At 36.1% G+C, this 26,795-nt stretch carries 21 protein-coding genes; 15 read left to right on the forward strand and 6 right to left on the reverse strand.

Annotated elements, in window-relative coordinates; all coding sequences use genetic code 11:
- The 3 genes from BM088_RS09730 to BM088_RS09740 form a co-directional block, all read left to right on the forward strand.
- A partial coding sequence (locus tag BM088_RS09730) for an ISAs1 family transposase (protein WP_143085057.1) occupies positions 1-333 on the forward strand: 333 nt, incomplete at its 5' end.
- A 94-nt stretch (positions 334-427) separates the two neighbouring features.
- Complete coding sequence (locus BM088_RS09735) at positions 428-1,330, forward strand: TolB-like translocation protein (RefSeq protein WP_091983228.1); 903 nt, start codon at positions 428-430, stop codon at positions 1,328-1,330.
- Positions 1,331-1,683: 353 nt separating this feature from the next.
- Positions 1,684-2,613, forward strand: coding sequence for a TolB family protein (locus BM088_RS09740; RefSeq protein WP_091983230.1), 930 nt, complete (start codon positions 1,684-1,686; stop codon positions 2,611-2,613).
- A 152-nt stretch (positions 2,614-2,765) separates the two neighbouring features.
- Here BM088_RS09740 and BM088_RS09745 read toward each other — a convergent pair whose 3' ends face one another.
- Positions 2,766-3,797, reverse strand: a complete 1,032-nt coding sequence (locus BM088_RS09745; protein ID WP_091983232.1) for a methionine synthase — start codon at positions 3,795-3,797, stop codon at positions 2,766-2,768.
- Positions 3,798-3,825: 28 nt separating this feature from the next.
- Positions 3,826-4,803, reverse strand: coding sequence for a DUF1852 domain-containing protein (locus tag BM088_RS09750; RefSeq protein WP_091983234.1), 978 nt, complete (start codon positions 4,801-4,803; stop codon positions 3,826-3,828).
- Positions 4,804-5,177: 374 nt separating this feature from the next.
- Here BM088_RS09750 and BM088_RS09755 point away from each other — a divergent pair, with 374 nt between their 5' ends.
- The 8 genes from BM088_RS09755 to BM088_RS09785 all read left to right on the forward strand — a co-directional run bounded on the left by BM088_RS09755 (position 5,178) and on the right by BM088_RS09785 (position 13,457).
- Positions 5,178-5,990, forward strand: a complete 813-nt coding sequence (locus tag BM088_RS09755) for a sulfite exporter TauE/SafE family protein (protein WP_091983236.1) — start codon at positions 5,178-5,180, stop codon at positions 5,988-5,990.
- A gap of 362 nt (positions 5,991-6,352) precedes the next feature.
- A complete protein-coding gene (locus tag BM088_RS09760; protein ID WP_218156490.1) occupies positions 6,353-6,763 on the forward strand; it encodes a DUF6326 family protein in 411 nt (136 codons plus the stop codon).
- Between the two features lie 41 nt (positions 6,764-6,804).
- Positions 6,805-7,521, forward strand: coding sequence for a DUF4386 domain-containing protein (locus tag BM088_RS09765; RefSeq protein ID WP_091983238.1), 717 nt, complete (start codon positions 6,805-6,807; stop codon positions 7,519-7,521).
- A 342-nt stretch (positions 7,522-7,863) separates the two neighbouring features.
- The gene (locus tag BM088_RS09770) at positions 7,864-8,874 is read left to right on the forward strand and encodes a helix-turn-helix domain-containing protein (RefSeq protein ID WP_245763792.1); all 1,011 of its coding nucleotides are present in this window, start codon (positions 7,864-7,866) and stop codon (positions 8,872-8,874) included.
- A 331-nt stretch (positions 8,875-9,205) separates the two neighbouring features.
- Positions 9,206-9,862, forward strand: a complete 657-nt coding sequence (locus tag BM088_RS09775) for a TetR/AcrR family transcriptional regulator (RefSeq protein WP_218156492.1) — start codon at positions 9,206-9,208, stop codon at positions 9,860-9,862.
- Positions 9,863-9,954: 92 nt separating this feature from the next.
- Positions 9,955-10,461, forward strand: coding sequence for an SRPBCC family protein (locus BM088_RS09780; RefSeq protein WP_091983241.1), 507 nt, complete (start codon positions 9,955-9,957; stop codon positions 10,459-10,461).
- A 501-nt stretch (positions 10,462-10,962) separates the two neighbouring features.
- Entirely contained in the window at positions 10,963-11,094 is a 132-nt protein-coding gene (locus BM088_RS27900; RefSeq protein ID WP_281247158.1) for a hypothetical protein, read from the forward strand.
- A 314-nt stretch (positions 11,095-11,408) separates the two neighbouring features.
- The gene (locus tag BM088_RS09785) at positions 11,409-13,457 is read left to right on the forward strand and encodes a methyl-accepting chemotaxis protein (protein ID WP_091983242.1); all 2,049 of its coding nucleotides are present in this window, start codon (positions 11,409-11,411) and stop codon (positions 13,455-13,457) included.
- A 354-nt stretch (positions 13,458-13,811) separates the two neighbouring features.
- On the opposite strand, the gene BM088_RS09790 is transcribed toward BM088_RS09785, so the two are convergent.
- Positions 13,812-14,693, reverse strand: coding sequence for a DUF2971 domain-containing protein (locus BM088_RS09790; RefSeq protein WP_091983244.1), 882 nt, complete (start codon positions 14,691-14,693; stop codon positions 13,812-13,814).
- Positions 14,694-15,570: 877 nt separating this feature from the next.
- Between BM088_RS09790 and BM088_RS09800 the strand changes: the two genes are divergently transcribed.
- Both BM088_RS09800 and BM088_RS09805 read left to right on the forward strand, forming a co-directional pair.
- Positions 15,571-17,556 carry a TonB-dependent copper receptor gene (locus BM088_RS09800; protein WP_091983247.1) on the forward strand — a complete coding sequence of 662 codons (1,986 nt, stop codon included), beginning with the start codon at positions 15,571-15,573 and terminating at the stop codon, positions 17,554-17,556.
- A 138-nt stretch (positions 17,557-17,694) separates the two neighbouring features.
- Positions 17,695-18,165, forward strand: a complete 471-nt coding sequence (locus BM088_RS09805; RefSeq protein WP_143085058.1) for a hypothetical protein — start codon at positions 17,695-17,697, stop codon at positions 18,163-18,165.
- 308 nt (positions 18,166-18,473) lie between these two features.
- On the opposite strand, the gene BM088_RS09810 is transcribed toward BM088_RS09805, so the two are convergent.
- Positions 18,474-20,579, reverse strand: a complete 2,106-nt coding sequence (locus BM088_RS09810; protein WP_177208004.1) for a TonB-dependent receptor plug domain-containing protein — start codon at positions 20,577-20,579, stop codon at positions 18,474-18,476.
- Between the two features lie 231 nt (positions 20,580-20,810).
- Positions 20,811-21,884 (reverse strand): type 1 glutamine amidotransferase domain-containing protein, encoded by a 1,074-nt coding sequence (locus BM088_RS09815; protein WP_091983253.1) that lies wholly within the window; start codon positions 21,882-21,884, stop codon positions 20,811-20,813.
- Between the two features lie 303 nt (positions 21,885-22,187).
- Between BM088_RS09815 and BM088_RS09820 the strand changes: the two genes are divergently transcribed.
- Positions 22,188-23,492 carry a DEAD/DEAH box helicase gene (locus BM088_RS09820; RefSeq protein WP_091983254.1) on the forward strand — a complete coding sequence of 435 codons (1,305 nt, stop codon included), beginning with the start codon at positions 22,188-22,190 and terminating at the stop codon, positions 23,490-23,492.
- A gap of 230 nt (positions 23,493-23,722) precedes the next feature.
- Positions 23,723-25,267 (forward strand): alpha/beta hydrolase, encoded by a 1,545-nt coding sequence (locus BM088_RS09825; RefSeq protein WP_245763793.1) that lies wholly within the window; start codon positions 23,723-23,725, stop codon positions 25,265-25,267.
- A gap of 80 nt (positions 25,268-25,347) precedes the next feature.
- Here BM088_RS09825 and BM088_RS09830 read toward each other — a convergent pair whose 3' ends face one another.
- Positions 25,348-26,649 carry a leucine-rich repeat domain-containing protein gene (locus BM088_RS09830; protein WP_091983258.1) on the reverse strand — a complete coding sequence of 434 codons (1,302 nt, stop codon included), beginning with the start codon at positions 26,647-26,649 and terminating at the stop codon, positions 25,348-25,350.
- Positions 26,650-26,795: the final 146 nt, after the last annotated feature.

Below are 26,795 nucleotides of genomic sequence, written 5' to 3' on the forward strand. Positions count from 1 at the left end.
GTTCACGATAAATTGGCAGGCACAGATACGACAGAAACACGCTGGTATATTAGTTCATTAGACCAAAATGCAGAGCAAGCACTCAATGCGGTACGTAGCCACTGGCAAGTTGAAAGTATGCATTGGATGCTAGATATGACCTTTAGAGAAGATGAATCGAGAATACGTAAAAAGCAAGGTCCGCTTGTATTTAATGTAATGCGAAAGATAGCTATGGCACTATTCAAACAAGATACAACCAAGTCAGCTAGTATGGCGAGGAAAAAGAAAATGGCAGGGCTAGACGATGATTATCGCTCAACCCTGCTAGAATCTGGGATTAAAATGCGCTAGCCGTGTATTTTAGCCCTGATCTGGTTAATCTGACGGCTCGTTAAATCACGTTAGTGATGTTTACTAATTTATTGATTTCAAATAAGGATCAATTATGAAGCATAGTTATATCTCAATTACACTTTTGTTTTTAGTTTTGGGTTTCAGCAACCAAAGTTATAGTCAAGATAACTTCCCTGTACTGGAAGGCCCTTATTTTGGGCAAAAAGCACCAGGATTAACACCTGAGATTTTTGCAAAAGATGTTGTTTCAATTAATGGAAGGTACGAATATGGTATTTCGTTTTCACCTGATTTAGATGAAATGTATTTTTCAGTGCAAAATAAAGGTGAATCTGCTGATATTTACTTTTCAAAACTCGTAGATAAAAAATGGAAACCGATAAAAAAAGCAGAATTTACCAAAGGTAAAAAATCCGGTGAGATGGAGCCTTTTGTTAGTTTGGATGGTAAAAAAATATATTTTACTGCCTATAACTCTGACTTTACTGACACTAAAATTTGGGTCGCAAATCGCATAAACAATGGTTGGGGCAACGCAAGAAAGTTAAACTCACCTATCAACAACGAAGAAGTTTTTAATTCAATACTCGCGAAAAACGGAGATCTTTTTTATACCGACATTTTTAAATCTAAAACATACTATTCAGCTTTCAAAAATGGTCAATACCCTAAGGTTCAGGAAGTTGAAATTGAGTTTGGTATTCACGGATTTATTTCCCCATCCCAAGACTATTTATTGGTAGATGCACGAAACAAAGAAGACAAAAATAGAAAAGATAAAGATATTTATGTTTACTTTAAGAAAAAAGATGGAACATGGTCAAAACCCATAAATCTTGGAGATACCGTTAACTCTCACTTTGGTGAAACAGTTCCAAGCGTCACTCCAGATGGCAAATATTTATTTTTTAGTCGATATAACGAAGAAGGCGAAATAGCCAATTTTTATTGGGTGAGCACACAAGTTATTGAGAATGTAAGACCAAAATTGTGAGGCTTTAATTCAAATCATAAGTGATAAGTTTTAAGTGTGGCGTTATTTTAGAAATCATTCAAAGAAAAACTTAACCATTAATATGTAATTGGATTGAACTGATAAAGTGAATTCATGCTTGGCATAAATTATGGCTAGAAGTATTAATTGATTTAAATTCAGTATCACATTAAAAATAAAATATTTTTTCTGTTGTTAGATAAAAATCAGCAATAAATCAGAGGAACGTCATGCATTATAAACGCTGCTTGTTATTGTGTGTTTACTCACTTCGCTTTAATGCAATCAATTAGCCTTCAAGGAAGTTTTTTAACTAATAAACATAATAATAATTTTTTATGGGGATGTAATTAATGAAAATTAAACCGTTAAATAAAGTAAAAACACTACTTGTATCTAGTTCAGTGTTGGTTTTTTTGTCAGCATGTCAGGTTACTGAGCCAAGTTCATCAGTTACCTATTCACTTGTTTATGGATTTAAAGAGCAAAAAACAAGTAAGTCGATTTATCTTAGTGATGAAACTGGTCAGTCTCGGATAAAAATAGCAGACGTCACAGACAGTGACGGTTATCCTGCTATGTCACCTGATGGCAAGCAAGTTGCTTTTTACGGTAAATACGACAAACGCAGAACCTGGTCTATTCATGTTGGTAATATTGATGGCACTCATATGCAGCGTTTAACCAATACAAAGCATGTATGGGATAGTGCACCGGCATGGTCAGCAGATGGAAAAACCATAATTTTTTCTAGGGAATACAAAAGTACAGATGGACAGTGGCAAGAAGAAGTTTGGTTAATGAATGCAGATGGAAGCGAACAACGTCAGATAAAAGCGCTACAAGGACGTGCAGCGAAAATGATGCCTGATGGTAGAATATTATTTCAGTCTAAAGTTGGGCCAAGTCAAATTAGTATTGCTAATCGTGATGGTAGCAATGTGATTACATTAACCAATGATGATACTAACAATATGTCTCCTAAGCTTTCACCTAACGGTAAACACATCGCATACTTATCCAATAGAGATGGTAATCAAGAAGTGTATGTAATGGATATTGATGGCGCAAACCAAAAGCGCTTAACGATTAATAGCATTCAAGAGTGGAGCCCAGCTTGGTCACCCGATGGCACTAAGATCTTCTTTTCATCTCAAAGCACCCATGGCTTTTATGATATTTATAAAGTAAATATAGATGGCTCTTCAATGGAAAAAGTACTCAATAGTGGGTCACAAGCTTCAACAGTACATTACGTAGATAATACTTATTTGCAAAAATGAGTTGAATCAAATTAAATAAGGAAATGAAAGCGACAACAAAGGCAAAGGCTTAGAGTCGCTAATTTTCTATTAATTTGAAGGTGACTGGCTTGATAATGATTAATGGGTCTAGTCAAACCGAAAAAGGTAACCCTCTATTTTTATATCTGTCATTACTCGGCTGACAGTTCTCTTCGGATGATATCTGCGCCAGCACTTAAGGCATTTAGTTTGCCTCTTGCGACTGAACGAGATAAGGGGGCCATGCCACAATTAGTACAAGGATAGAGCTTGTCTGCATCTACAAACTTAAGTGCTTTGCGTAGCGTATCAGCGACTTCTTCAGGTGTTTCAACTCTATCGGTTGCGACATCAATGGCCCCTACCATTACTTTTTTACCTCGAATAAGCTCAAGCAGTTCAATTGGCACACGAGAGTTGTGACATTCTAATGAGATAATGTCGATATTAGATTTTTGCAGTTTGGGGAAAACGGCTTCATATTGTCGCCACTGTGAGCCCAACGTTTTTTTCCAATCTGTATTGGCTTTGATGCCATAGCCATAACAAATATGTATAGCCGTTTCACATTTTAGTCCTTCAATTGCTCTTTCTAAACACGCAATTCCCCAATCATTAACCTCATCAAAAAATACATTAAATGAAGGTTCATCAAATTGGATAATATCAACACCCGCAGCCTCTAAGTCTTTGGCTTCTTGATTGAGAATTTTAGCAAATTCCCAAGCGAGTTTTTCGCGACTTTTATAATGGTCATCATAAAGTGTATCTATCATCGTCATCGGGCCTGGTAGCGCCCATTTGATTGGCTTGGTGGTTTGCTGACGTAAAAACTTAGCATCATCAACAAAGACAGGTTTTTGTCGACTAACGGGACCTATGACCGAGGGGACACTTGCATCATAGCGATCACGAATTTTAACTGTCTTACGCTTCTCAAAATCAACGCCGCTGAGGTGTTCAATAAAAGTGGTTACAAAGTGCTGGCGTGTTTGTTCGCCATCACTAACAATATCCACACCTGCTTGTTGTTGCTCTTGTAATGACACACGTAATGCATCTTGTTTACCCGTAATTAATTCTTCATCTTGTAATTTCCAAGGTGACCAAAGTGTTTCTGGTTGTGCAAGCCAAGCAGGTTTAGGCAAACTGCCTGCTGTTGATGTAGGTAATAATGTTTTCATAATAAATGTCGTTGAACCTTAGAGTTAATTAAAGCGCGTAATTCGCTGACCATTGCTCAAGCACTGTTTGGTATGGTTTGATGAAGTGCTCTTGTGCAAATTTGCCTTGCTCAATTGCTAATTGGCTACGCTCTTCTCGGTTATAAACAATTTGTGTAAGAGAGTGATCTAGGTTCTTCAAATTGGGTTGATAACATTTTCCGGCTACCGCATTTGCATTATAAATCTCAGGTCGGTAGATCCTTTGAAACGTGCCCATCGTGCTAATTGTACTGATCAACTCAAGATTCGAGTAATCATTTAGTAAATCACCAAAAAAGTAGAAAGCTAAAGGCGCAACACTGTTTGGCGTCATAAAATAGCGAACTTGCAAGCCCATTTTTTTGAAGTATTGCTCAGTCAAAGATGATTCATTTGGTAGATACTCTACACCTAATACAGGGTGCTGATTTTCAGTACGTTGATAAGTTTTGTTATCTGAAACACTCAAACATATAACTGGTGGTTTATTAAAATACTGTTTATAAGCATTCGAATTAACAAAATACTTAAATAGTTTGCCATGCAGAACACCAAAGTCATCTGGAATGCTAAAGTGAGATTGATCTTTATTATGCTCTAGCAGTAATACACTAAAATCATAATCTCGCACGTATGAGGAGAAATTGTTTCCTACAATACCTTCAATACGTTCGTTAGTCTTATGATCAACAATGTTTGTTTTCAAAACTTCGATTGATGGGAAAGTTTCACCACTACCTTGAATATCCATATCAACAGAAATGATTTCAAGCTCAACGGAGTAGCGATCGCCTTTAGGGTTATCCCAATTAGCTAAAGCATTAAAGCTATTGTTAACCATGTTTAAAGCGTTGCGCAAATTCTGTTGGCGGCTTTCGCCTCTAGCCAAGTTGGCAAAGTTAGTTGTGATACGCGTATTGTCTGATGGGTGGTAATTTTCATCAAGGCCAATGCTCTTAATCGTAAATGTAAAATCTTTATTCATGGTGTTCTGGTATCCAATTCGCTTGTATAAAACATGAGTTCATTTTTTGCTCTTTATCGATTTGTGCCTAATGGCTTAAGCTTAAGTCTAAGAGTTGTTTATATTTATACGTTTATCGGTAGGTGAATAAAAACGGTTTAATTTCACATGAAACGTGAGAAAAATTCAAAAAAGCGTTTGAAGTCAAAAAACGGCATCAAATTTCAAGCGTAAAAACGTAAAGATGTCTAGATGGGTGTGTTTCGCGTATTTAAATATGTGTTTTCTTCATATAAAACATGAGTAATATTCAAGACTTATCATACTAAAAAGGGTAAATAGCTGTTAAATATATTGATATGATAGCCGACCAAATAATAAGAGAGATGATCAGAATGAATGAATTGCTGTTGTTGATTATATATTGTGCGTTATTAGGGAGTGGTGTTGGTTTTTTGGCTGGGCTATTAGGCATTGGCGGAGGGTTAGTGATTGTGCCAGTGCTAAGCAGTATTTTACTTTATTTAGAGATTTTACCTTCTGAGCAAGTCGTTATCGTTGCAATTGCTACTTCATTGGCGTCAATATTATTCACATCAACATCTTCAGCAATTGCCCATCATAAAAATGGCAATGTACCTTGGGATTTAGCCCCTTGGATAATGACAGGGGTTGCGCTTGGTGCACTTATCAGTGGTTTTATGGCAGCTCTTTTACCAGAAAGTGTTGTTCGTTTAGTATTTGCTGTGAGCGTGACACTCATTGCGCTGAAAATGTTTTATAGCAGCACAAAAAATGGCTCATCTGATGATCGTAAAATGCCAAACAAAGGTCTACTAACGATTTTTACTACGATTACAGGTGGGTTGTCAGCCATGATAGGTATCGGTGGTGGTGCAGTTTTGGTGCCTTTATTAACGTTTTTCTCACTCGATATGAAAAAAGCGATTGGATGTGCCTCTGCTTGCGGTATTGTCATCGCATTATTTGGTTCCATTGGCTATATCAGTTCAGGTATTAGTCATTTTTCTTTAGAAGATGGGTTTGCCGGTTTTGTATATTTACCTGCGTTATTAGGCATTGTTTGCACTTCTTGGTTTACGGCACCCTTAGGGGCCAAAGCAACACATTATTTACCCGTCTCAATGATCAAAAAAATATTCGCAGCGTTATTATTAGCAATGGCTGCGAATATGATTTTTAATTAAAGGCAGGGTTATGTGTTTGTATAAATAACGCTAGCTTCTCAATTGTTTTCTAAGAACTGTCTCGTCCTAAAATAATTTGACGGTGTTAATTAAAGACCAGTAGCCTTTGCTTCTGGTCTTTTTTGTGTATTTGGTTTAGGAGCTTTTTTACCTTTAAAATAACAATCCAACTGAGACCGTTATACTTGAATATTTTATTTCAATAAGGCAGCGATGAATGTCTACTTATTATTTGAAGCAAGTTTGAAGTAAAAAATGCAACTATTTTAAAAAATACGTTCGAATAGGCCCATTTAAACGACAATACGTCTAAATTGGGGCACTTTTCATATCAAAACTGATTAACTAATAAGTGAAATGATATGAAAATTTTTGAATGGGATGGCAATCGTAAGCAACTATTACCTTTACTTTGGATTTTCCTAACGGTGAATTATATCTATTGCGATGTATTTACTTTACACGATGCCAGTTATTTAGAGGCATTTTTGTCTGGTGAAGCTGGTGGCATGAAGATCACTGAAGCGTTTTTATTGACTTTTGCCTTTGTGATGCAAGTGCCTATGATCATGATCCCCCTGTCTAGATTCTTAACTTGCACACTAAACAAATACTTTAATATTGTTGCGGGTCTCATTACTACTTCAATACACGCCTACACGGTTAGCATGGGCGGCACACTTTATTTTATGTTCTTTAGTTTTTTTGAGATCTCTACCGGACTATTGATTATTTACCTAGCCATTACTTGGCAGCAAGATACCACAACTTAGTTTCAGAAATATTTTAATTTTAGTTTGAATAGAGGTACCAAATGATTACAAAAACCGAACAAAACCTTCAACAATTTTACGCCAGACTCGCAGGCTTTTCATATATTCTTTTTACCGTCGCAGGCTTTGTGAAAAACTTTTTATTGGATACCCGACTATCAGATATTTCGACTGCGCAAGTAAACAGTTTATTTGAAAACGAAATGCATTTTCGCTTAGGAATATTGGCAGAAGCTATCATGTTTCTTGGGGTTGTCATGGCGTCAATGTCATTTTATTTGGTTTTGAAGTCAGTTAATAAACCACTCGCACAAACTGCCTTGTGTCTTAGATTAGTCGAGATAATTATAGGCAGCATAGGGGCTGTGATCAGTATGGCAATGTTGGCACTATCAAATAAAACATATTTGATAGAAATGTTTGATTTGCAACAACTACATAACATCATTGTAATTGCAGCAAGTTTTAGTTTACCCGCATATGAATACAGTTGGATCTTTATGGGATTTGCCGGAATCATTACCTTTTATTTGTTTTATAAAATGCATTTTATACCAAGAGCTTGGTCAGTTTGGGGCATGATCACATACTCAAGTTTGATCGTGTATCCGGTCGCAAAATTGTTGATAGCTGATTTACCGCGCGAAGCCATGTTTGTACTTTTCCCTGGTGCACTTTTTGAACTGGGTGTGGGGGTTTGGCTGTTAACCATGGGAATAAAGATCCCAAATGATGGCGCCAATATGCCCGATAAATAAACAGCAATGAATAAAGAGTGCTTTGGCCTACTGTGCATATAAGTGGAGCCAAGCATTACTCGCCATTTACAGAGCTAACCTGGTATTAAGTGAGCGCTAAAGTGCGTGTAATTTTTTGTAGAATATTAATAGGCTTATTTGACAGTATGTGGATTCAACTGAATTTTAGTTTTATAATGGCAAGGAGTTATAAAAATTCTTATCTTTGGTAATCACATGGTCAACCTTTTTCCCACAGTTATATACTCCTGCATGATGGGAATGACAATATTCGCTTTATTAGAGGTTTTTAATAGGCCAAAAGAAAGGCAAAACCTTTTTCTTAAAGGTCTGCTGTTATTATTGATAATACATTTGGGCGGTGAGTTGTTTATCTATTCAGGTGCTTATGTTTATGCGCCAGGCTTAGCGGGCGCACAATTTCCGTTTAGAGTATTGCTTGGGCCCGCGCTCTATTTTTATGCTCATGCAACCATGTCACCCGACAAGGCTATAAGTAAAGGGGGGTGGGCGTTGGCTTTATCTGGGCCTATGCTGGTTTTGTTAGCGATGATCCCCTTTATTTTTATGATCAGCCCAGCAGAGAAGCTGGCTTTAGCAAATCCATTAACGAGAGATCCTGAGCTTTGGAAAATCGCTGTATTTACTTGTTTATTTACGACCTTGGTTTTTATTTCTTTTACCCTTTTATTTTTAGTCATGGCTTTCAAGCTTCATAACAATCACCAACAACAACTTTTAGAGCGCTTTTCTGATATTGAACAACGTTCATTAGCGTGGTTTACACCTATACTGGTAATTTGGGGCGCTGTGTGGTTAATGTATGCGGTCGAATTTTCTCTCGGTGCGCTGGGTTGGTTTTGGTTTGGCTCAGGTAAATTATTGCCAATTTTAGAGGTTTTTGCGTTAGCTATTTTTATACAAAAAGCATTAAGTCAAAAAGTACTTAACCAATCTGAGAAAGGCTTACCTCGTGCGAGTCAACCTAGAGCCGCTTTACTTAGCGCCGATAAAATGCAATTGATTGCCACAAAACTAGAGCGTGCAATGATCGATGATAAGTTATTTTTGCAAGATAATTTATCGCTAAACAAACTATCAGAATCCATTTCTGAAACTGAAAATCACATATCAGAAACACTCTCTCAATTTTTGCACACTAAATTTTTTCAATTTGTTAATGGTTTTCGAATCGAAGAAGCAAAGAGAGCTTTACAAGATAGCGACAAACTAATTACCAGTATTGCCTTTGATGTTGGTTTCAACTCTAAATCGACATTTAATACGGCTTTTAAAAAAATAGTGGGTAATAGCCCATCAGCGTATCGAAATTCACTACTCGATAATAAATAAAAATACTTTGAATGCATGTGTCCGAATAGACTTATTTGGAAGACATGCTCTGCGCCAACCAAAAAGATCTCTTTAACCATGAAATATACTCGTAACCATTGGCTAAAGAGATACTGTGATCTGATTCCCCCTCAAACTCTGAAACCCACATTTGATAGGGTACGGATATAAGCTACAAATAAGAATATAAGATTAATTTTTCTATTCATCTTATTACCATTCTCCCTTATAGATTTACACAATTGCATAAACATATTTTTGATATTGAACGCACTGTTTGTATTTATTGTTGTTATTTATTGTTGGCAAGAGACTAGGGGACACTTATTTAATGAGTATGAATTGGCAACGAGCAAGAACAGACGAAAATAAAAATGCGCGCAAAGAGGCTATTTATCAAGCGGCTTTTACGCTTTTTAAAAATAAGGGATACGATAAAGTGAGTTTTAACGCAATTGCTGTTGAAGCGGGTTTTACCAAATCCAACATGTATCGCTATTTTAGTTCCAAAGATGAGATTTTTTTGAAGGTATTTGCCGATTTATTCAAATTGTGGGCAGGTGATTTTAGTCAGCAATTACAAACACTTGAACAGGATGTTGCGGCAAAAGATTTTGCTGATATTTGGTTAAACACTATGTTGTCACAACCCAGGTTGTTAGATTTAATGCCCATTTTGTTTACATCTTTAGAAAGAAATAGCTCGTTTGAACAATTGCTGGAGTTTAAACGTTTGTCGATGAATTTGCTTTATCGCCTCACATTGGATATCACCAGAATTTATCCTGATATTGAAGGTGATAAGGCCTTTAAATTATTGAACTTAAGTTATGCAGCCACGACAAATTCTTGGACTGCAACCACCCAAAGTGACGCATTAAAAAAACTTTATCAACTTGATGAATTTAAGGCATTAAAACCAAACTTTAAACAAGATTTGACCACCTCAATTGAAATAATTATTCAAGGTTTAAAAGTAAGTAATTAACCCTACGGGTAGAGAGCAAGCAGCACAAGTATTCCGTTAGCTAATTATTAATTAGCTAATTTATAGAAATTAAATAAATACAGGTAAATATCATGGCACATCATTGTGCAAATACATTAAAGGTTAACGTATCAGCAGAAAAAATTTGGCAGGTTCTTGAGGATTATAGCGGTATTGAAAAGTTTGCTATGACGATTAAATCATCTGCGAGCGTTAATGATATAAGCTCAGGTTTAGGTGCAAAAAGATCGTGTACATTTAATGACGGTTCAAGTCTTGTAGAAGAAATTATTGAATACCAAATCGGGCAAGGCTATAAGATGGATATTTCTAATCACTCAATGCCACTTAAAAGCATGCAGGCTGAAATGAAAGTGAACGCGATTGATGCAAATAGCAGTGAAATTTATATGTCAGCGGATTTTGTTGTTAAAGGAGGTCCGCTTGGTTGGGTGATGGGGCAATTGTTAATGCGACCAGTTATGAAAGGCATATTTAAAAAAGTGATGACAGGTTTAGCATATCATAGTGTGACGGGGGAGCTTGTTGGTAAAAAATTACCCGCTAATGAAGCGTTAACTAACATAATTATCGCTTAATATATTATGCAAGATCTAAGGACGAGATCTTCAATAAGCTGATAAAGACATACATAATGACTGATTTAGTCTGTATGTCTTTATTAATACCTAATAAATGATATTGCTCTATTATAATTTAGCAACCGTGTAGTAAAGCTAAGTGTTAGAAAACATATGGAGAAAATTATTTTACTATTGTATCTAATGTATAAACTTACCTTGAACTCAAACACTTGTAACCAATTAACACATTAAGTATGTGACTTTATTTTTCAGGTTGTCAGTAATCAAATTTTGATAACATTAATGTGTTAAGCGAATGACGGCGCTTAAATTCCTAGCATAGACAATATGAGTAATGGCCTAACAACCTAACAACCTAACAACAATCAACACTGATGGGATTAGATAAAGTAAACCAAATAAAAATACACGCCAATTTGAATGAAATTCAAAATCATTCGAGTCGGCAATCGCTAATTTTGTCATTTAATATTTTTCAGCTATTAGCTAGCTGTCATGATATACAAAATTGTAAATGGTGTACTTGGTATTTCATCTGGTAGAAACGGTAAAGTGATAATAAGTCGCATTACAAAATATTCTGGTTTAAGACGACTGGGTAGCGCAAGAGAGAGTTTAACCTGCTAAGCCAAATGAATTGGCAAGTAATCTAAGGTGGATGAATTCTGTTTCTTTAGCCGGGTTAGGCGAAACAATAATTTCTTCAAAGACTTTATCATCATATAATCAAACATTAATGTAAAAATGAACTTTGTATTGTGCTCTTAATATTTCTATTTTTTGATAAATAGCTTAATAATCCCTCATATTTGATAATAATACAGACTACGCAATTCCATAAGCTATTAACTATAATTGCTGACATTATCAAAATGTTTTAGCTAATTTTCACACTAGTTATAGACGTTGACCAATCAATTAACCATTCTAAGGTAGTGATTATGTCAGTTGAAAATGTGTCATTTTTTTCTAGTTTAAAAGGGCGAATTTTACTTAATCTAATTTTGCCCACCATCACTATTACGATTCTCATTGTCTTCATCAATGCTGTTAATTCATTCTCAGCCGCTAGCGAAAAAGCCGAGCTTATATTAAGGCTTACTGTAGATAAGGTTGCTCTTGAAATAGAAAGACGAAATGCCAATGCAGTCAGAACAGCAAAATTAATGGTGTTGGCTCAAGAAGAGTCATTATTTGGTAATAGGGAGGGCTCTAGTGACTATGCCCGTAGGGTACTTATAGAGCATCCTGAATTTACCGGTGCATATTTTGGATATGAGCCTAATGCGGACCAGCAAGACAGCAAGTATACTGGTTCTGAATATGCGGATAAGCTCACAGATAAAAGTGGTCGTTTTTTACCTTATTGGTATAAAGATGATAAGAATAATTTTGTTGTAGCGCCACTACAAGATATGGAGTCTAGCCTTTATTATGATGGCGTAAGAAAGCTATACCAACAAAGTGGCAAACCTTTAGCATTAGTAACTGAACCTTATATTTATGAAGGAAAAATGATCGTTGAGCAAGTTTATCCTATCACCAAAAATGGCCAGTTTATTGGTATAGGAGGAGTTGATAGAGCATTAACTGATATTGAAAAATTACTCGATAATATTAAAGCAAAAACAGGTCGAGACTTATTTTTAATTAGTAAAGGCGGCCGGTTTATCGCAACAAGCCTTAAAGGTGTTGAGTTAAATACAAAGTTAATTTCACAAACGCCATACGCGCAATTGATTGGTGAATTTTTTAATAAAAGTGAGGATGGTGGTTTACGTTTAACTGAAGATCCTATCGTAAATGAGCCTTATTATTTTGCCAGTAAGCAGGTTGCTACAGGTCAGTGGTTACTGGTTATGAGAGAGTCAGAAAATCAAGTTCTGGGCCCCATAAAAGAGCAGTTAATGAAAACTATATTTATTGCCGCAGCTGGCGTACTTATTGTCATCGTATTGTCATTGTGGTTTATCAAATCGATTAGTTCTCGCGTGCAATATGCGATGTTAAAAGCTGAACATGTTGCTGTTGGTGACTTATCAGATCAGGAGTTGGACCCCTCGCAAATACATGATGAAATTGGCGCCATGGAAGAAAGCTTAGACAAGGTGACAAAATCGTATAGCCAAATATGTCAGCTTTGTGGCTCTATCGCCGCAGGGGACTTTAACGTAAAAATGGAAAAGCGCAGTGAACATGATTCCGTTGCTGACTCAATAAATACCATGTCAGAAAGGCGCCGGTCGATTGAAAAATCAGTAGCAGAGCGCTCTGAGCTTATTAACGGCAGTATTCAAAAACAAAGTGCAGAGATTGAAAATGTTGCTACGTCAATGAATCAGATGTCGGCAACAGTCAATGAAGTTTCCAGCTTAGCGACTAACTCAGCTGACAGTGCGCAAAAAGCCTTAAATTCGGTAAAAAGTGTTCAGGAAAAATTGGCTGAGGCGCTAGGGGAAGTACGAACATTATCAAATGAAATAGGTGCAGCCAGTAATGCTATTGGAAAAGTTGCTTCAAGTAGTGAAAATATTAACCAAATAGTGGATGTGATCAACATGATTGCCGAGCAAACTAATTTGTTAGCACTCAATGCTGCCATTGAAGCCGCTCGTGCAGGAGAGCAAGGTCGTGGTTTTGCTGTTGTTGCCGATGAAGTACGAAACTTGGCGGCAAAGACACGCGACTCTACCGAAGAAATTAACGAACTTATCCAAGAGTTGGAAGTTAATGTTAAAAGCTCGGTAAATATAGTTGAACAAGGGCTAGAGCGAACCGACCACAGCGTGAACAGCACTGAAGCCGCCAACTCTTCATTGGCTCAGGTAACAGAAATGATAGATAGTATTAGTCTACACATGACCCAAGTGGCTACGGCCGTTGAACAACAAAGCTTTACCTGTGAAGAAATTAATAAAAATATTACCGTAATACATGATGCTTCAACTCAGCTAACCAGCTTTGCGGCACAGTCAATTGAAGAAAATTAAAGGGAAGGGGTCAAGAGAACAAGAGAAGGGGTCAAAACAAGAGAGGGGGTCAAATCACTTGCTTCATAAAAGGGAAGGGGTCAAATCACTTGCTTCATAATACTCATTAAAAACACTGTTATATTATGAAATAAGACAAACATAAATACCTTGCTTTTTGCAGGGCATTTTTTATAAAAAAAAATAGACATATATGGACACGAACCACTTTGCAAGCACGATCGGTTTAGCTCTTGTAAAAAATACAAAATAAATATTTTATTCTTTTTGTTCGTTAACATTTGCTAATGTAATAAAAAAAATAGACATATATGTCTATTTTTATCGTGCTATTTCTACTTTTATTTCTAGTATTTACTGGAAAGGGATGTTGCTAGTTTCTATGAAATCATCTATCTCGGCATGGTTCATATTTTTGTTATTCATAAGAAAGTGTTCTAATCCTTGTTTGCATTTTTCTGTTGTTTTGGTTGTTCGAATTATTATTTTTTTTACATCCTCATTACCGAAACAATATCTATAATAGGGTATAAACGCTCCACCTTTAGATCTATAGCAGGGGTTTTGGTTGTAGTTACTATCAAAAGTAACAAAGAAACGATATTCATGTTCTTCTTTAAATGTTTCGTTTTTGAATAAGTACTTATAATAAATATATTGCGCTAACCAGACATCATCACACTCAAGTCTTTGCATGAACTCTTTAGTGTTGATTTGACAGTTATTAAGGTTCTCCAATATTTCAGGCATGTCACTTTTTAAGCGTATGTATTTTTCTTCCATGCGTAATGCCATACTTTGACTTACTTTTTCTTTTTCTTCTTCTTCATAAATACATGCTTCAAAGCCATGAGAGTGCCTTGATAAGCAGTAATGTTCACCTTTAGTCTGCATACCTTTGATTGATACACCTTCATCACACATAATGCCCCTAAATTTTTCAGGTGATTTAAAACCAATCGCGTAACCTTCTTCTGGTGGGCAATACCCTCTCCATTGGCTTAATAAGTCTTTTTTCTTTGAAAAAGAACATGTGTATGCTTCTGTTCTAGAATCTATGAATTTCAATAACTTTAATATTTCTTTATTTTTAATGTAGCGTTCAAGGTAGATGAGTACATCTATTCCTTCATTTGAATCATTTAGATATTTTGTGTGGGTTAACCACAACTCATTATTTGTTAGGATTTTTAATGCTGTCGATGCGTCGGTATAGTGATAATAAAGTTGACTCATTTTGCGCCTTTCATTTGGTAATTAGCTGATTAACTAGCGTTATTTAAAAACACTATCCCCTAGTAACAAAGAAACAGATATTAGCAAGCCAAAATAGCCAATATGGAAATCTGAAGTCTAGATAATAAAGCTCTTTAGTAATAGCCTTGTACTCGGATTTTATTATTTCGAAATACTGAGTTAGTTTTATTGACTGCTTTACAAGAACATATTCATTTTCTTTGTCATAGTATTTTAACTCCCATCTAGGTATGTGTAGTGGTCAAGTTAATTTGGCCACTACATACTGTAGTGGTACAGTATAATTTATCCACTGAAAATGTTACCTATAATTTTGCTTGAAATATTGTACAAAGTGATTTGGTTATTGGTAGTTGCGTATCCTTTATGGTCAGTTGGGCAGCTAGAAGGTTCTGATGCAGAAGGTCTATTTTTACCATTTGTATGGGTTATCCTTCCAATAGTCGTGGTGCCGTGGAAATATGTATTTAGAAAGTATATATACTTCCAAAAAAAATAGAAAATGTAGCGGTTGTCAGTACATAACAAACAAGGAGGTGTCGCGCAGTCGATACCTTATCTGGGCGAATATTAGTTATAGGTTCATTATTTATTTTCACTTATTATTTGAAACCAAGAAGTATATAAAATCAATTAGAAATTAGTAATGCAACTTAACAAAAGCCTTAATAGTAAACTCTTGGGGTGTAGCTATTTCTCTGTCTATTTAAAAAACCCCTTCATTAAATCAGTCATTTTTTGTTCGTTCAACATGAATCGCTGTGGCAAAATGTCGCAGTTATTTAAACAGGTATTTCATATTTTATTTTGTTAATTAGAATGCGCTCGACTCGTATATAATTATTTGGAATATGTTATGAATTTTTCGTTTTTATCGCATTCAATTGCTGTTGCTCTCCTTTTATCAAGTTCCCAATTAATCGCTGATGACATATCAACAAAATGTGTTGAAGAAAGCTGTTTTGAAGTAATCGTTATTAGTGCTGAACCTATGCAATCTCCTTTATCTACGGTTAGTGATCCAAAACAACCTCGTCAACCTTTGCCGGCATTTGATGGTTCTGGTTTCTTAAAAACATTGCCTGGATTTACAGTTGCTCGTAAAGGTGGCTCAGGGGGGGATGTGAGCTTAAGGGGACTGGGGGGATCTCGCATTAATATCGTTAATGATGGTAAGCAAATGGGTGGAACGTGTGGTGGACGCATGGATCCGCCAACCAATTATATATCTCCTGAAACTTATGAGAAAGTAGTGGTTATTAAAGGCCCTCAAACGGTAAAGTATGGCCCCGTTGGCAGTGCTGGTACTGTATTATTTGAACGTGATCACTATGGATTAGAAAAAGCAGAAACATCAGGCAGAGCAAGTATGACTTTTGGTAGCTTTGGTCGCAAAGACTACCTTGCAGAACTGACAACAGGTGATACGACAAACTATTGGAGCATTGATGTTAATGGCTCTAAAAGTGATGATTATGAAGATGGTGAAGGCAGAAAGATGCAGTCAGAATATGACCGTCAATCTGTGCATACTGCACTTGGCTGGACACCTGATGTAGATAGTGTTGTTGAATTAAATTATGGCTACTCAAGTGGTAGTGCAGAATATGCCGACCGTGGTAATAAAGCTAGAACTATTGATAATGAAAACATTAGCTTATTAGTAAAATCCAATCTTCAGCATGAGCAGCTTAAAACTTTAGAATTTCAAGTTTATGGCAATGAAAATGATCATATTATGGACCGTTTTGACCGACCAATAACTGACATTGACGCATTACCCACAGGTGCTAACCCGCGTCGAACTAATATTGGCGGCTATTTATGGTTGGATTTTGAGCTAGCAGAAAATTTTTCAGCAATGTTTGGTCTTGATTACCTTGATAGTAAACAAGATATGCGTTCAGGGAAAAGTCTTGATGAGTTAAAAATGGCTAGTTATACAGACCTTTACAGTAAAGAAAATATTGGTCTATTTATTGAGTCTAATTTTGATATTGCTAGTGGCACACTTTATTCAGGTTTGCGTTGGGACAAGTGGCAAACAAACTTATTAGAAGGGTGGGCACAACCCACAAAAGACAATACTCGAGATCAAGACTTGATTAGTGGCTTTGCTCGCTATGAAATGACTCTTGATGATCACAGTTGGGTTGCTGGCTTTGGTCGTGCTAAACGAATAGCTGATTACTGGGAAGTAATGAGAGCTGGAAGAATGCTGACACTAGAGCCTGAAACAACAGATCAAATGGACTTAGGCTGGATGTTGGAAGGGGATGTTAAGCTAATGGCATCAATCTTTTATGCCGATATCAAAGACTATATCTTAATTGATACACAAAGCAGGCCTTATGCGCGTAATGTTGATGTAACCTTGTGGGGGGGGGAAGCAAGTGCTGAAGTTGAGTTGCCCTATGGTTTATTGTGGGTGACAACAATTGCCTACAGTCATGGAGACAATGACACTGATAATTTGCCTTTAGGCCAAGTTTCACCACTAGAGGCGAAATTGGCACTTAACTATCAGAGCGAAGATTGGAGCTTTGGTGCCTTATGGCGTATCGTTGATAAGCAAGATCGTGTGAGTGTAGGTCAGGGTAATATTGTTGGTCAGGATTTAGGTAAAACTTCAGGTTTTGGGGTGTTATCTATCAATGGAGCTTGGGTTACGGCAAAAGATATTAAAGTTAGCTTTGGTGTGGATAATCTTTTTGATAAAAACTATGCCGAGCATGTTAGTAAGTCAGGTGGCGGCAATGATTTATTACCGTTAGAAGATAGAACCATACAAGTTAATGAACCAGGACAAAATTTCTGGGTGAAACTTGATTACCAGTTTTAATACAAAAAGCTGAACACCAAGTAATTTATGAGGCTCTTTTTTCTTTTGAATAAGGGCCTTATCTATTGTTAAGTTATGTCATACTTGTACCTTAATATTCCCAATTATTATTTACAGTTAATTTTAGAGGATCTCCCCTTGAAGAAGATGAATTTTAGTTTAGCTTTAGCTATTTTGATGGTTGCGATAACAAGTTTTGTTGCTGTGGCTGAAGATCATAATCATCACCATGAGAATAATGCAAAACAACTGAGTCTTAATAATGGAAGTAAGTGGATGATCGACAAAAGTTTACATACAGGCATGAGCCATATTAGGGAGGAAGTAATGAGCAATTTAAATGCAATTCATTACAATAACTTCTCAGACAAACAGTATGATGAGTTAGTGCCTGTATTGGAAAAGCACCTTACTTATATATTTGAAAATTGTAAACTTCCAGTTCAAGCTGATGCACAGTTACATATGTTATTAGCTAAAGTTATGCAGGGGATTAATAAGATAAAAAATACAGTAGACAAAAAGCAAGGAGCAATTTTAATTGTTCAGGCATTAAAGGATTATCCTACTTATTTTAATGATCCTAAATGGCAAGTTGTAGAACATTAGATTTTTAAAATTTGAATCCATTTAGTTGCAGAAGATAATATTTGGTTATTTTGCACTGTGAATTTGGGAAAATGAAGCTTGCTTGTCCCTAAATAAGTGTGACTCATTTTTTCATATCATCTGTTTGAGTTTGATTGATAAATATCGTATTTAAAGTTGCAAAGCTTTATGAAAAAAACACTACAGGGCACTCCTTGAGTTGCCTTTGTTACGCTAACCTCTATTAGACTTAATCGGTGTTATATTTGGGCCATTTATTACAAAAGAATGATGACCCACTTTATGATGTTTTTATTTAAAAATGCGCGTTAAAATTCAAAAGAGAGTTTAGCATGAATACTACGCCCTGCAGCAAGCAAGCTCTCTGAAGCTGGGGTATATGGTTTATCGGCTAGATTAGTACACTCAATTGTGAGCATCATAGTGTCATCTTTGCCAAAATTACGACCTATTGCTAAGTTGAATGTTCCCCAACCTGCATAATGTGTCACTACATTCGTATTTTTGTCTTGTTCTTGAGCGTCACTTGCAGCACGAAGATAAGTATCAAGCCAGTAATGACCTAAAAAATCATTTTCACCAAAGAATTTGATGCCAATTTTACCATATACGTCTGGAAGACCAACCTTATCAGTTGTAAAATTATTCATAGTGGTTTCACGATCAGACCAAGTTGCATTGGCGTATAAATTGACCTGTGAAAAATCAATAGAAGCATCAAGTTCTACACCTTTGCTGATTGCTTTATCTGCATTGATATAGATATCATCTTTTTCAGGACTAATACATTGGTATTGTTCATTGGCACAAGAAATTGTTGTTAAGTATTTATCGGCATCAGTATAAAAAGCGGTTGCATCAACCACAATATTTCCATCACGAAAACGATAGCCTATTTCATAGTTAATTGACTTTTCAGCTTCAAGTTCTGGATTAGGGTTAATATATGTTCCTGCAGCTGTAGCACCCATAGCCATTTGCAATAGTGTAGGGTAGCCATAACCTTGAGAGATAAGCGCTCTTATATTTTGATCATGAGTTATTGCATAGTTTGTAGCGAGTGAGCCTACAAGTTCATTATCATTACTTTTGCCTGATGTTAATCCGCGAGTTGAAGAAACTAGATCACTTTCAACCCAATAATGACGAGCCCCTAAGGTTACTAGCCAATTTTCATTTATATCCCACTCATCTTGAAAGTAAATTGCTTTTGTTGTGAGTGATGCTTCTTCAATATGATTTTCCTCAGTGACTTTAATTACAACGGGTTTTGGTTCAGGCATATACAGGGTCATTTGATTTTTATTGCTGGTTTTTTTATTTACATCATCTTTTGTATATTGCAGGCCCGCAATGAAGTAATGACTGTCATTTAAAGTGAAATCAAATTGTCCATTGAGGCCTAGGGTATCTAATTGTTCAGCTATATCTGTATTTACTTTCATATCAGCTGTAGTAGGTGGACGTAATTGCATATCAAATACTTCCATATGCTGCACAAATTGCCTATTAATCGTTTGCTGATATCCATCTATTTGTATTTTTTTTAATATTTCAGATATATGATCTATTTGATAAAAAGTAGCTAGCTTTTCTCTATCTCGTTGTGGCATATCTAAACTGAAATTGGGTATACCAGTTGCGATTTCAGAGTTCATATTGTACTGATCATAAGTCAGACCTATCGTCTGATCTTCAAAATTGTAGGCGGTATAAGCCATAATGCTATCATTAGCAAAAGCAGTGTCATCAAGCTCACCTGTGGGTACTTCTCTATTGTCATGTTTACTATCTGACCAAGATAATCGGTAATCAAAACCACCAAAAGCGCCATAAGCAGAAGCACTATATTGCTTACCTTTTGTTGCAGAATCATAACTTGTGGTTATGTTTGCTTGAAGTGGAGTATCACCTCCTTTTTTAGTAATAAAATTTATCACTCCTCCTAGCGCCTTTTGACCATACAATACAGAGCCTGTTCCTCTAATAACTTCAATTCGCTCAACCATAGTTGGGTCAAGCAATAGTGGTGCACCATATGTTGAATGGTCTGTAAGTTCTTGACCATCAATTAATATGGCTACACGACGAGATGACTCCCCTCTAATTTTAATTCGCTTCATGCCAGCAGTTGCAGCATCAGCAACTTCAACACCGGGTACATCACGTAATAAATCTGCCAAGTTGGCTGCTGAATTAAGCGCTATCTCTTCGCTGGTGATAACGGTAGATGATAGTGGGCTGTCCATAATTCGACGTTCAGTTCTTGTTGCTGTTACCGTAATCGTTTCAAGGCCAATCTTTTGAGCTTTTGAAGTTAAGGCTGTTGTTATTGCAGTGTCAGCTAGTGCTGGAAAAGTGAATGCTGTAAATACAGCTAAAGCGGTGAGAGATAAATGACATGATTTGATCACAGAGTTGTCCTTAATAGTAAGCAATACAAAACTAAACATGATTCATGATATTTAGTGTTAGGTATACGTAAGCAACTTTAAATGGTAATTGTTCTCACTACTATGTTCTGGATCAAGTTTCTATTATTTCATTTTTAATGCGATTGATTGGGCACATTTGCCATTTGATTATTGAAAAAACCTAATACTCAGTTTGGGAGTATTAGGCTTGCTATAAAGCGTGTTTAAATTTTAATTTAATTGTTTTAGTTGATTTGCCAGACTTAAAAGGTCAATGCCTTTGCTAATATCGAATTGCATAAAAGCGAGAATACCGTGCATTAAAATGAGAATGCGTTGATAAGCTTGTGGCTTTTGTTTTAGTTCTGTTTGTGCTGCTTCAAAACCATTGGCATCATATGTCATTAATAGTTCGATAGCGTGTTCTTCTGGCGTACGTTCTCTGGTTTTAGGTTGATAGCCAATTTCAGCAACTACTTTTTCAGCAAGCGTCCATACAGACCAAGGGTTTTGACCTGTGATTAGCTTGCCATCTTGCGTGACTTTTTCTAAATAGGTTGTGCCAGCGTTAAATTGAGCGCCCTGTGCTTTTAATTTATCTTCAAGTAAAAAAGGAAAAATCTCCTTTGCATCAGGAATTAAAAACAGCTCTTCATCATTAGTAAATCCACTGACTTTTTTGTTTGCAAGTAACATGTCTCCATTGTCTAAGGTTACATTTACAAGTGCTGAAGGGCCATGACATACAGCACTGACGACCTTGTTATTTTGATATAGTGTTTTAGCAATGTTTTTCACATGAGGGTTGTCGGGAAAGTCAAACATAGTGCCTTTGCCACCTACAAAATATACAGCCTCGTAATCGTTAGGGTTTATCTCTGCTAAGGCGATAGAATTTGCAACTTTTTGTTGAATAGATTGGTCATTTAAAAATGCATAATCATACGCACCCATGTCTTCTCCATCAATCACAACAGGTGGTTTTCCACCCTTTGGACTTGCGATATCAACGTCAAAGCCATTTGCAATGAATACCCAATAGGCTCTTGCAAGTTCAGTATGTTCATAGCCAGTGTCTTTGTCTTCGCCCATTTTATCTACGCTGGTAACGACCGCTAAGATTTTACCTCTATATGTTGGAATATCTTGAGTAATATAAGGTAAGTCACTTACTTGTGTTTGTTTTATTGCAGTAAAGTGGGCTTTTTCAGGTAATAAACTTTTAACCCAAGTTTTAGCGCCAAATGCTAAACCAACCAATAAAATAGTTAAGGTCACTAAGGTAAATATTATTTTCTTAAGCATGAGCAAGGCTCCTTTTTATTTTGTTGGAGCCAGTTTAAAAAACACTAAGTGAAATAAATGTGAAATGCTTATTTAAAAGGGCAGAAAACAGTTGGCTTTTGATTATTCTTCGCTATTATAGCCAACAATTTTAGCCGCTAATGGCGTTATGTTTTAAGATTGTTGATGTTGGGAGTTAATAAGTGAGATCAGAGTATGATTCATTTTAATTATGTGTATTTAAGTGTTTAGCCATAATCATTTTTACTTTCCTTTCATCAGGTCCCATATAAAAACTTTAATCAATCCAAGGAATGTATATCTATGTCTTTTTGTTCTTTAGGCTTATGTGATGAGCTACTGAAAGCTGTTTCAGAACAAGGTTATACAATGCCTTCACCAATACAGGTTGAAGCTATTCCTGCGGTGTTTAAACAACGCGATATGATGGCTGTAGCGCAGACTGGAACTGGTAAAACTGCTGGTTTTTCGTTACCTATGGTGCAGCTTTTGTCCGAGGGTGAGCGTCCTCAACCTCACTGTGTACGTGCTTTAGTGATTACGCCGACCCGTGAACTTGCAGCTCAAGTTGCTAAGAGTGTTGAAAACTATAGTCGCCATATGAATTTGCGCTCTGGCGCTGTGTTTGGTGGTGTTAGAATTGAGCCTCAGGTATCTTTTCTAAAAGACGGCATCGATGTACTTGTTGCGACACCTGGCCGTTTAGTTGATCTGTATAATCAAAAAGCAATTAACTTTGATCAACTTGAAATATTAGTTTTGGATGAAGCTGATCGCATGCTGGATTTGGGTTTTATCGATGATATTCGCCATATAAAAAACCTACTGCCTAGCAAGCGACAAACCTTAATGTTTTCAGCGACATTTTCACAAGAGATAAAATCGCTTGCAAGTAGCTTATTAAATAATCCTCTGTTAATTGAAGTGACTGCTGCAAATAGTACTGTAGATAAGATCAAGCAGAAAATATATTCAGTAGAAAAAGCACGTAAAAGTGAGCTATTAATTCACTTGATAAAACACAATCAATGGCATCAAGTTTTGGTCTTTAGCCGTACTAAGCATGGCGCTGATAATTTGGTATCTGAACTTGAAAAGGCAGGAATTACTGCAGCATCAATTCACGCTAATAGAACGCAACATGCACGCACCCTTGCTTTAGAGGGGTTTAAAAATGAAGATATCGCAGTATTGGTTGCCACTGATATTGCGTCTCGTGGCATAGATGTAAATCAATTGCCCTATGTGGTTAACTTTGACCTGCCTTATGTGCCAGAAGATTATGTGCACCGTATAGGTCGTACAGGGCGCGCAGGTAAACTGGGTTTAGCTGTTTCATTGTTCAGTATGGATGAATCTAAACAGTTACAGGCTATTGAGCGTTTAATTGAACGTAAGTTTGAACTAGAAACCATTGCAGGATTTAAGCCTAATAAAAAGGCAATAGCACAGGCCGTTGCTAAAGAAAAACATAAAAATTCTAATACTCAAAATCGAGGGAAATCGAAAGGAAACAAACCTGTAGATGACGAGTATGGTAATTTTGAGGCTGATCCAGAACCTCGCGGTCGCGGTAAATCTAAAGGACGTAAAAAGCTGAGGCGCTAAGTGATGTTTGTCTTGTTTTTCTTTATTGTTAAATAAATGCAATATAGGTAAAGTTTACCAATTATAAAGTATGGGTGGAAATGAGTAATTCAAGAGGCTTACTAGCGGTCAGTATTACTCACTTAATATAATTATTTATGCCAGAAATAAAATTGTTCACAAAATGTAGCTTGATCAAAAAGATTATTATTACTACCTGTATTGCTTTCATGTTGTCGTCATGCACCTACATGAAATATTCGGCTATTCAGGCGGAATATACAAAGCTTCAAATTTCTGAACCGAGCCAAGTAAACTTAAAGCATATGATAAATCAGGATACTTTTTTTATTTGGGGGAAAACAACAGCCAAGTCAAAGATATATTCTGACGTGCCTATGGTTATTGCTGCCTATTCTAGTAAATTCAAAGATAATGAACGAGTTGATACTATGTTCTTTAAAGGCACCGGGACGCATTACGGTTTAACCCTGCCTGAAGGCGGTTACACTTTGCTGATTTATGCCGATATAAATCAAGATCAGGTGTTTCATCCATCTGAAATCGTTGCAAAGAAGAAACTTGTTTTAAATACAATTAATTTCCCTGAAAAAACGGTTAAGAATATAGATTTCAAAATAGCGCAGAATTATAAGGTTGATTGGGCTGAAACTATTTTAATGCCTGACATTATTGAGATAGAGCGACCCTTATATTATCCTGCAGGAACCATTCGTAGCCTTGAAGATCCAATCTTTGATGAAAAAATGGCGACTATGGGCATGTACGATCCAGCTTCATTTCTCGAGTATGTGCAAACAATGTTTTATGCACTAAAAGAAGGTGTTGCACATAAAAACCCTGTTATTTTTGTGCATGGAATTGGGGGAAGTTCAAGATCATTTAAACCCATTATTGAACATATGGATAAAGACCGCTATCAAGCCTGGTTTTTTTATTATCCCTCTGGAGGAGATTTAGAGCAGTTAGGTGATTTTTTTTACAATATATTTTTGTCAGGAAAAGTCATACCGCTAGGAGATATGCCGATAATTGTGGTCGCTCATAGTATGGGAGGGCTTGTAGTTCGTGAAGCATTTAATAAATACCAAGGAAAGCCAAAAGAAAACAAAGTTGAATTATTTGTTAGCATTGCAAGTCCATTTGGCGGCCACCCGTCAGCCGCTTCAGGTGAGAAACATGGTTTAATTGTATTACCCTCATGGAAGGATTTAAACCCAGCTAGCCAATTTATAAAAGAACTTTATAAAAAGCCATTACCTAAGTCTGTCAACCATCAACTTTTTTATGCCTATAATAATTCTAGCACGTTAAAATTAGGTGAAAACAGCGATGGTGTAGTGCCTCTATCGAGTCAATTGTATCCGGAAGCACAGAGGCAATCTCATGAGCAATTCGGTTTTAATAGTAGTCATGTTGATATTTTAGAAGATGAGAAAATGATCACTCATCTGCTAAATAAGATGGCACAGGTGAAAAATATTTTTCCAGAATCCCATATAAAATTACTTAAAAATGGTGGTTTCGATATCAAATTAAGTGATGATTATAGTCCTGTGACCCGACATTTAATCAGTTATGCTGGCAAGTACCTTGTTTTATTAGTTAATGAAATAATCCTGCCTATTAATCAGGAGCAGAATCGCTACATACAAGCAGTTAAAGGTGAAATCGCTGCGACGAGAGATGTGGAAAGAGAGTTTATGCAGTTTATGAAAGAGTATCCAAAATTGGTAGAGGGTGTTCTTAAAGCACATGCTAATAAAGCCTTATAAAAAGAAGTAAGTTGACGATGTAAGTCAAAATCCACAAATATCATCTTATTAATATTTGTGGAAAACTCATTAGCCTTATATTACATACAAGTTAGAGGCGCTCTGATAATACTTTTACCATGATTATTCTCACCCAACTGTTCATTAAGTGATTCTAGTTCAACGCAAGGTATTGCGTTGTTACCTTCCAAATCAATTACATACGCTTGAGTAAAGCCTGATAATACAGAAATGTCCGTTATTTGATTGTTTTTCAGATAAAGGGAGTTTAACTGTATCAGTGAAGCTAACGTGGAAATATCATCCGTTTTTGTTTCTTCTAAACCTAACATAACCAATGATTTTAAATTTGATAAGCCATTAATATCACTAAGAGGATTCTTATCAAGTAGTAATTCATTTAAAGAAGTGAGACCACTGATCGCAGTAATATCACTAATATTATTTTCTGAAAGATAAAGAAATTTTAACGATGCCAATCCAGCGATAGGGCTTAGATCAATAATACGAGTACTAGCTGCATTCAGCTTGATTAAGTGAGTGAAATTAGCCAAAACATCTATATTTAATGGAAAAGTATTATTTACTCCCCGATGATTGTTATTTTTAATATTTAACGATGTTAGCGCGGTTAGATTACTGAGTATTGAGATATCATTAATAAAGTTATCGGCTATTGATAATTCGGTTAATGTTGTCAGATTAGCGATATTATGCAAATCATTTTCCTGAAGCAAATTAGCGGTGAGGCTTAAACTTTCTAAAACAGTTAAGTTAACCAGCGAGGAAATATCACGAATTTGATTATTTTCAAGAATGAGTAGTTTCAAGGATATATTGTTACTTATAGGAGCAATATCAACAATATTATTATTATCTAAGAGCAAATTGACTAAGCTGGTCAAGTCAGTCAGCGCTGAGATATCTTCAAGGCTGTAATTATGACCTAAGTCTAAAGTTTCTAATACTGTAAGGCTTGAAAAGTCGGTCAGAGTTTCAATTTCGTTACTAAATAGTCGTAATTCTTTTAATTGATTTAAATAGGATATAGGTGTTATATCATTGATTTTATGAAAATTTAAATTAAGTTTGGTTAATGAGTTCAGTTGCTCTATACCTGTTAAATCGACAATTTCGTTGCCTTCTACATGCGTGCAAAGCAGTTCATTCATTTCGCTGATCAATGTCCAGTTGGTTTTAATGGCCATTTCAGTGACGCAATTTTTTAAGTTATTATCAGTAAAAACTACTTCACTGATCAAATCAGAAGTTGTAGGTGGAATAGGCTGCTCATTGGGGGTATTTGAGCTTTTGCTACCACCACAACCATTTAGAAAAAGCACTGTGGTAAGAATAGCCGTAACAGGTGAAAATTTGAACATGTAAAATACTTCCTTATGTAATCTTACAATGAAGAGTTAAACTGACTATTTAAAATTCAGTCAGATTGTCGTTGTTTTGATAGTTTATAAATTTTAATGAGCAGATGAAGACTTAACATTCGAACTGGATTTTCTTATCCATAACA

Origin of the sequence: Pseudoalteromonas denitrificans DSM 6059, from assembly GCF_900112265.1 — a bacterium.
Lineage (GTDB): Bacteria > Pseudomonadota > Gammaproteobacteria > Enterobacterales > Alteromonadaceae > Pseudoalteromonas > Pseudoalteromonas denitrificans.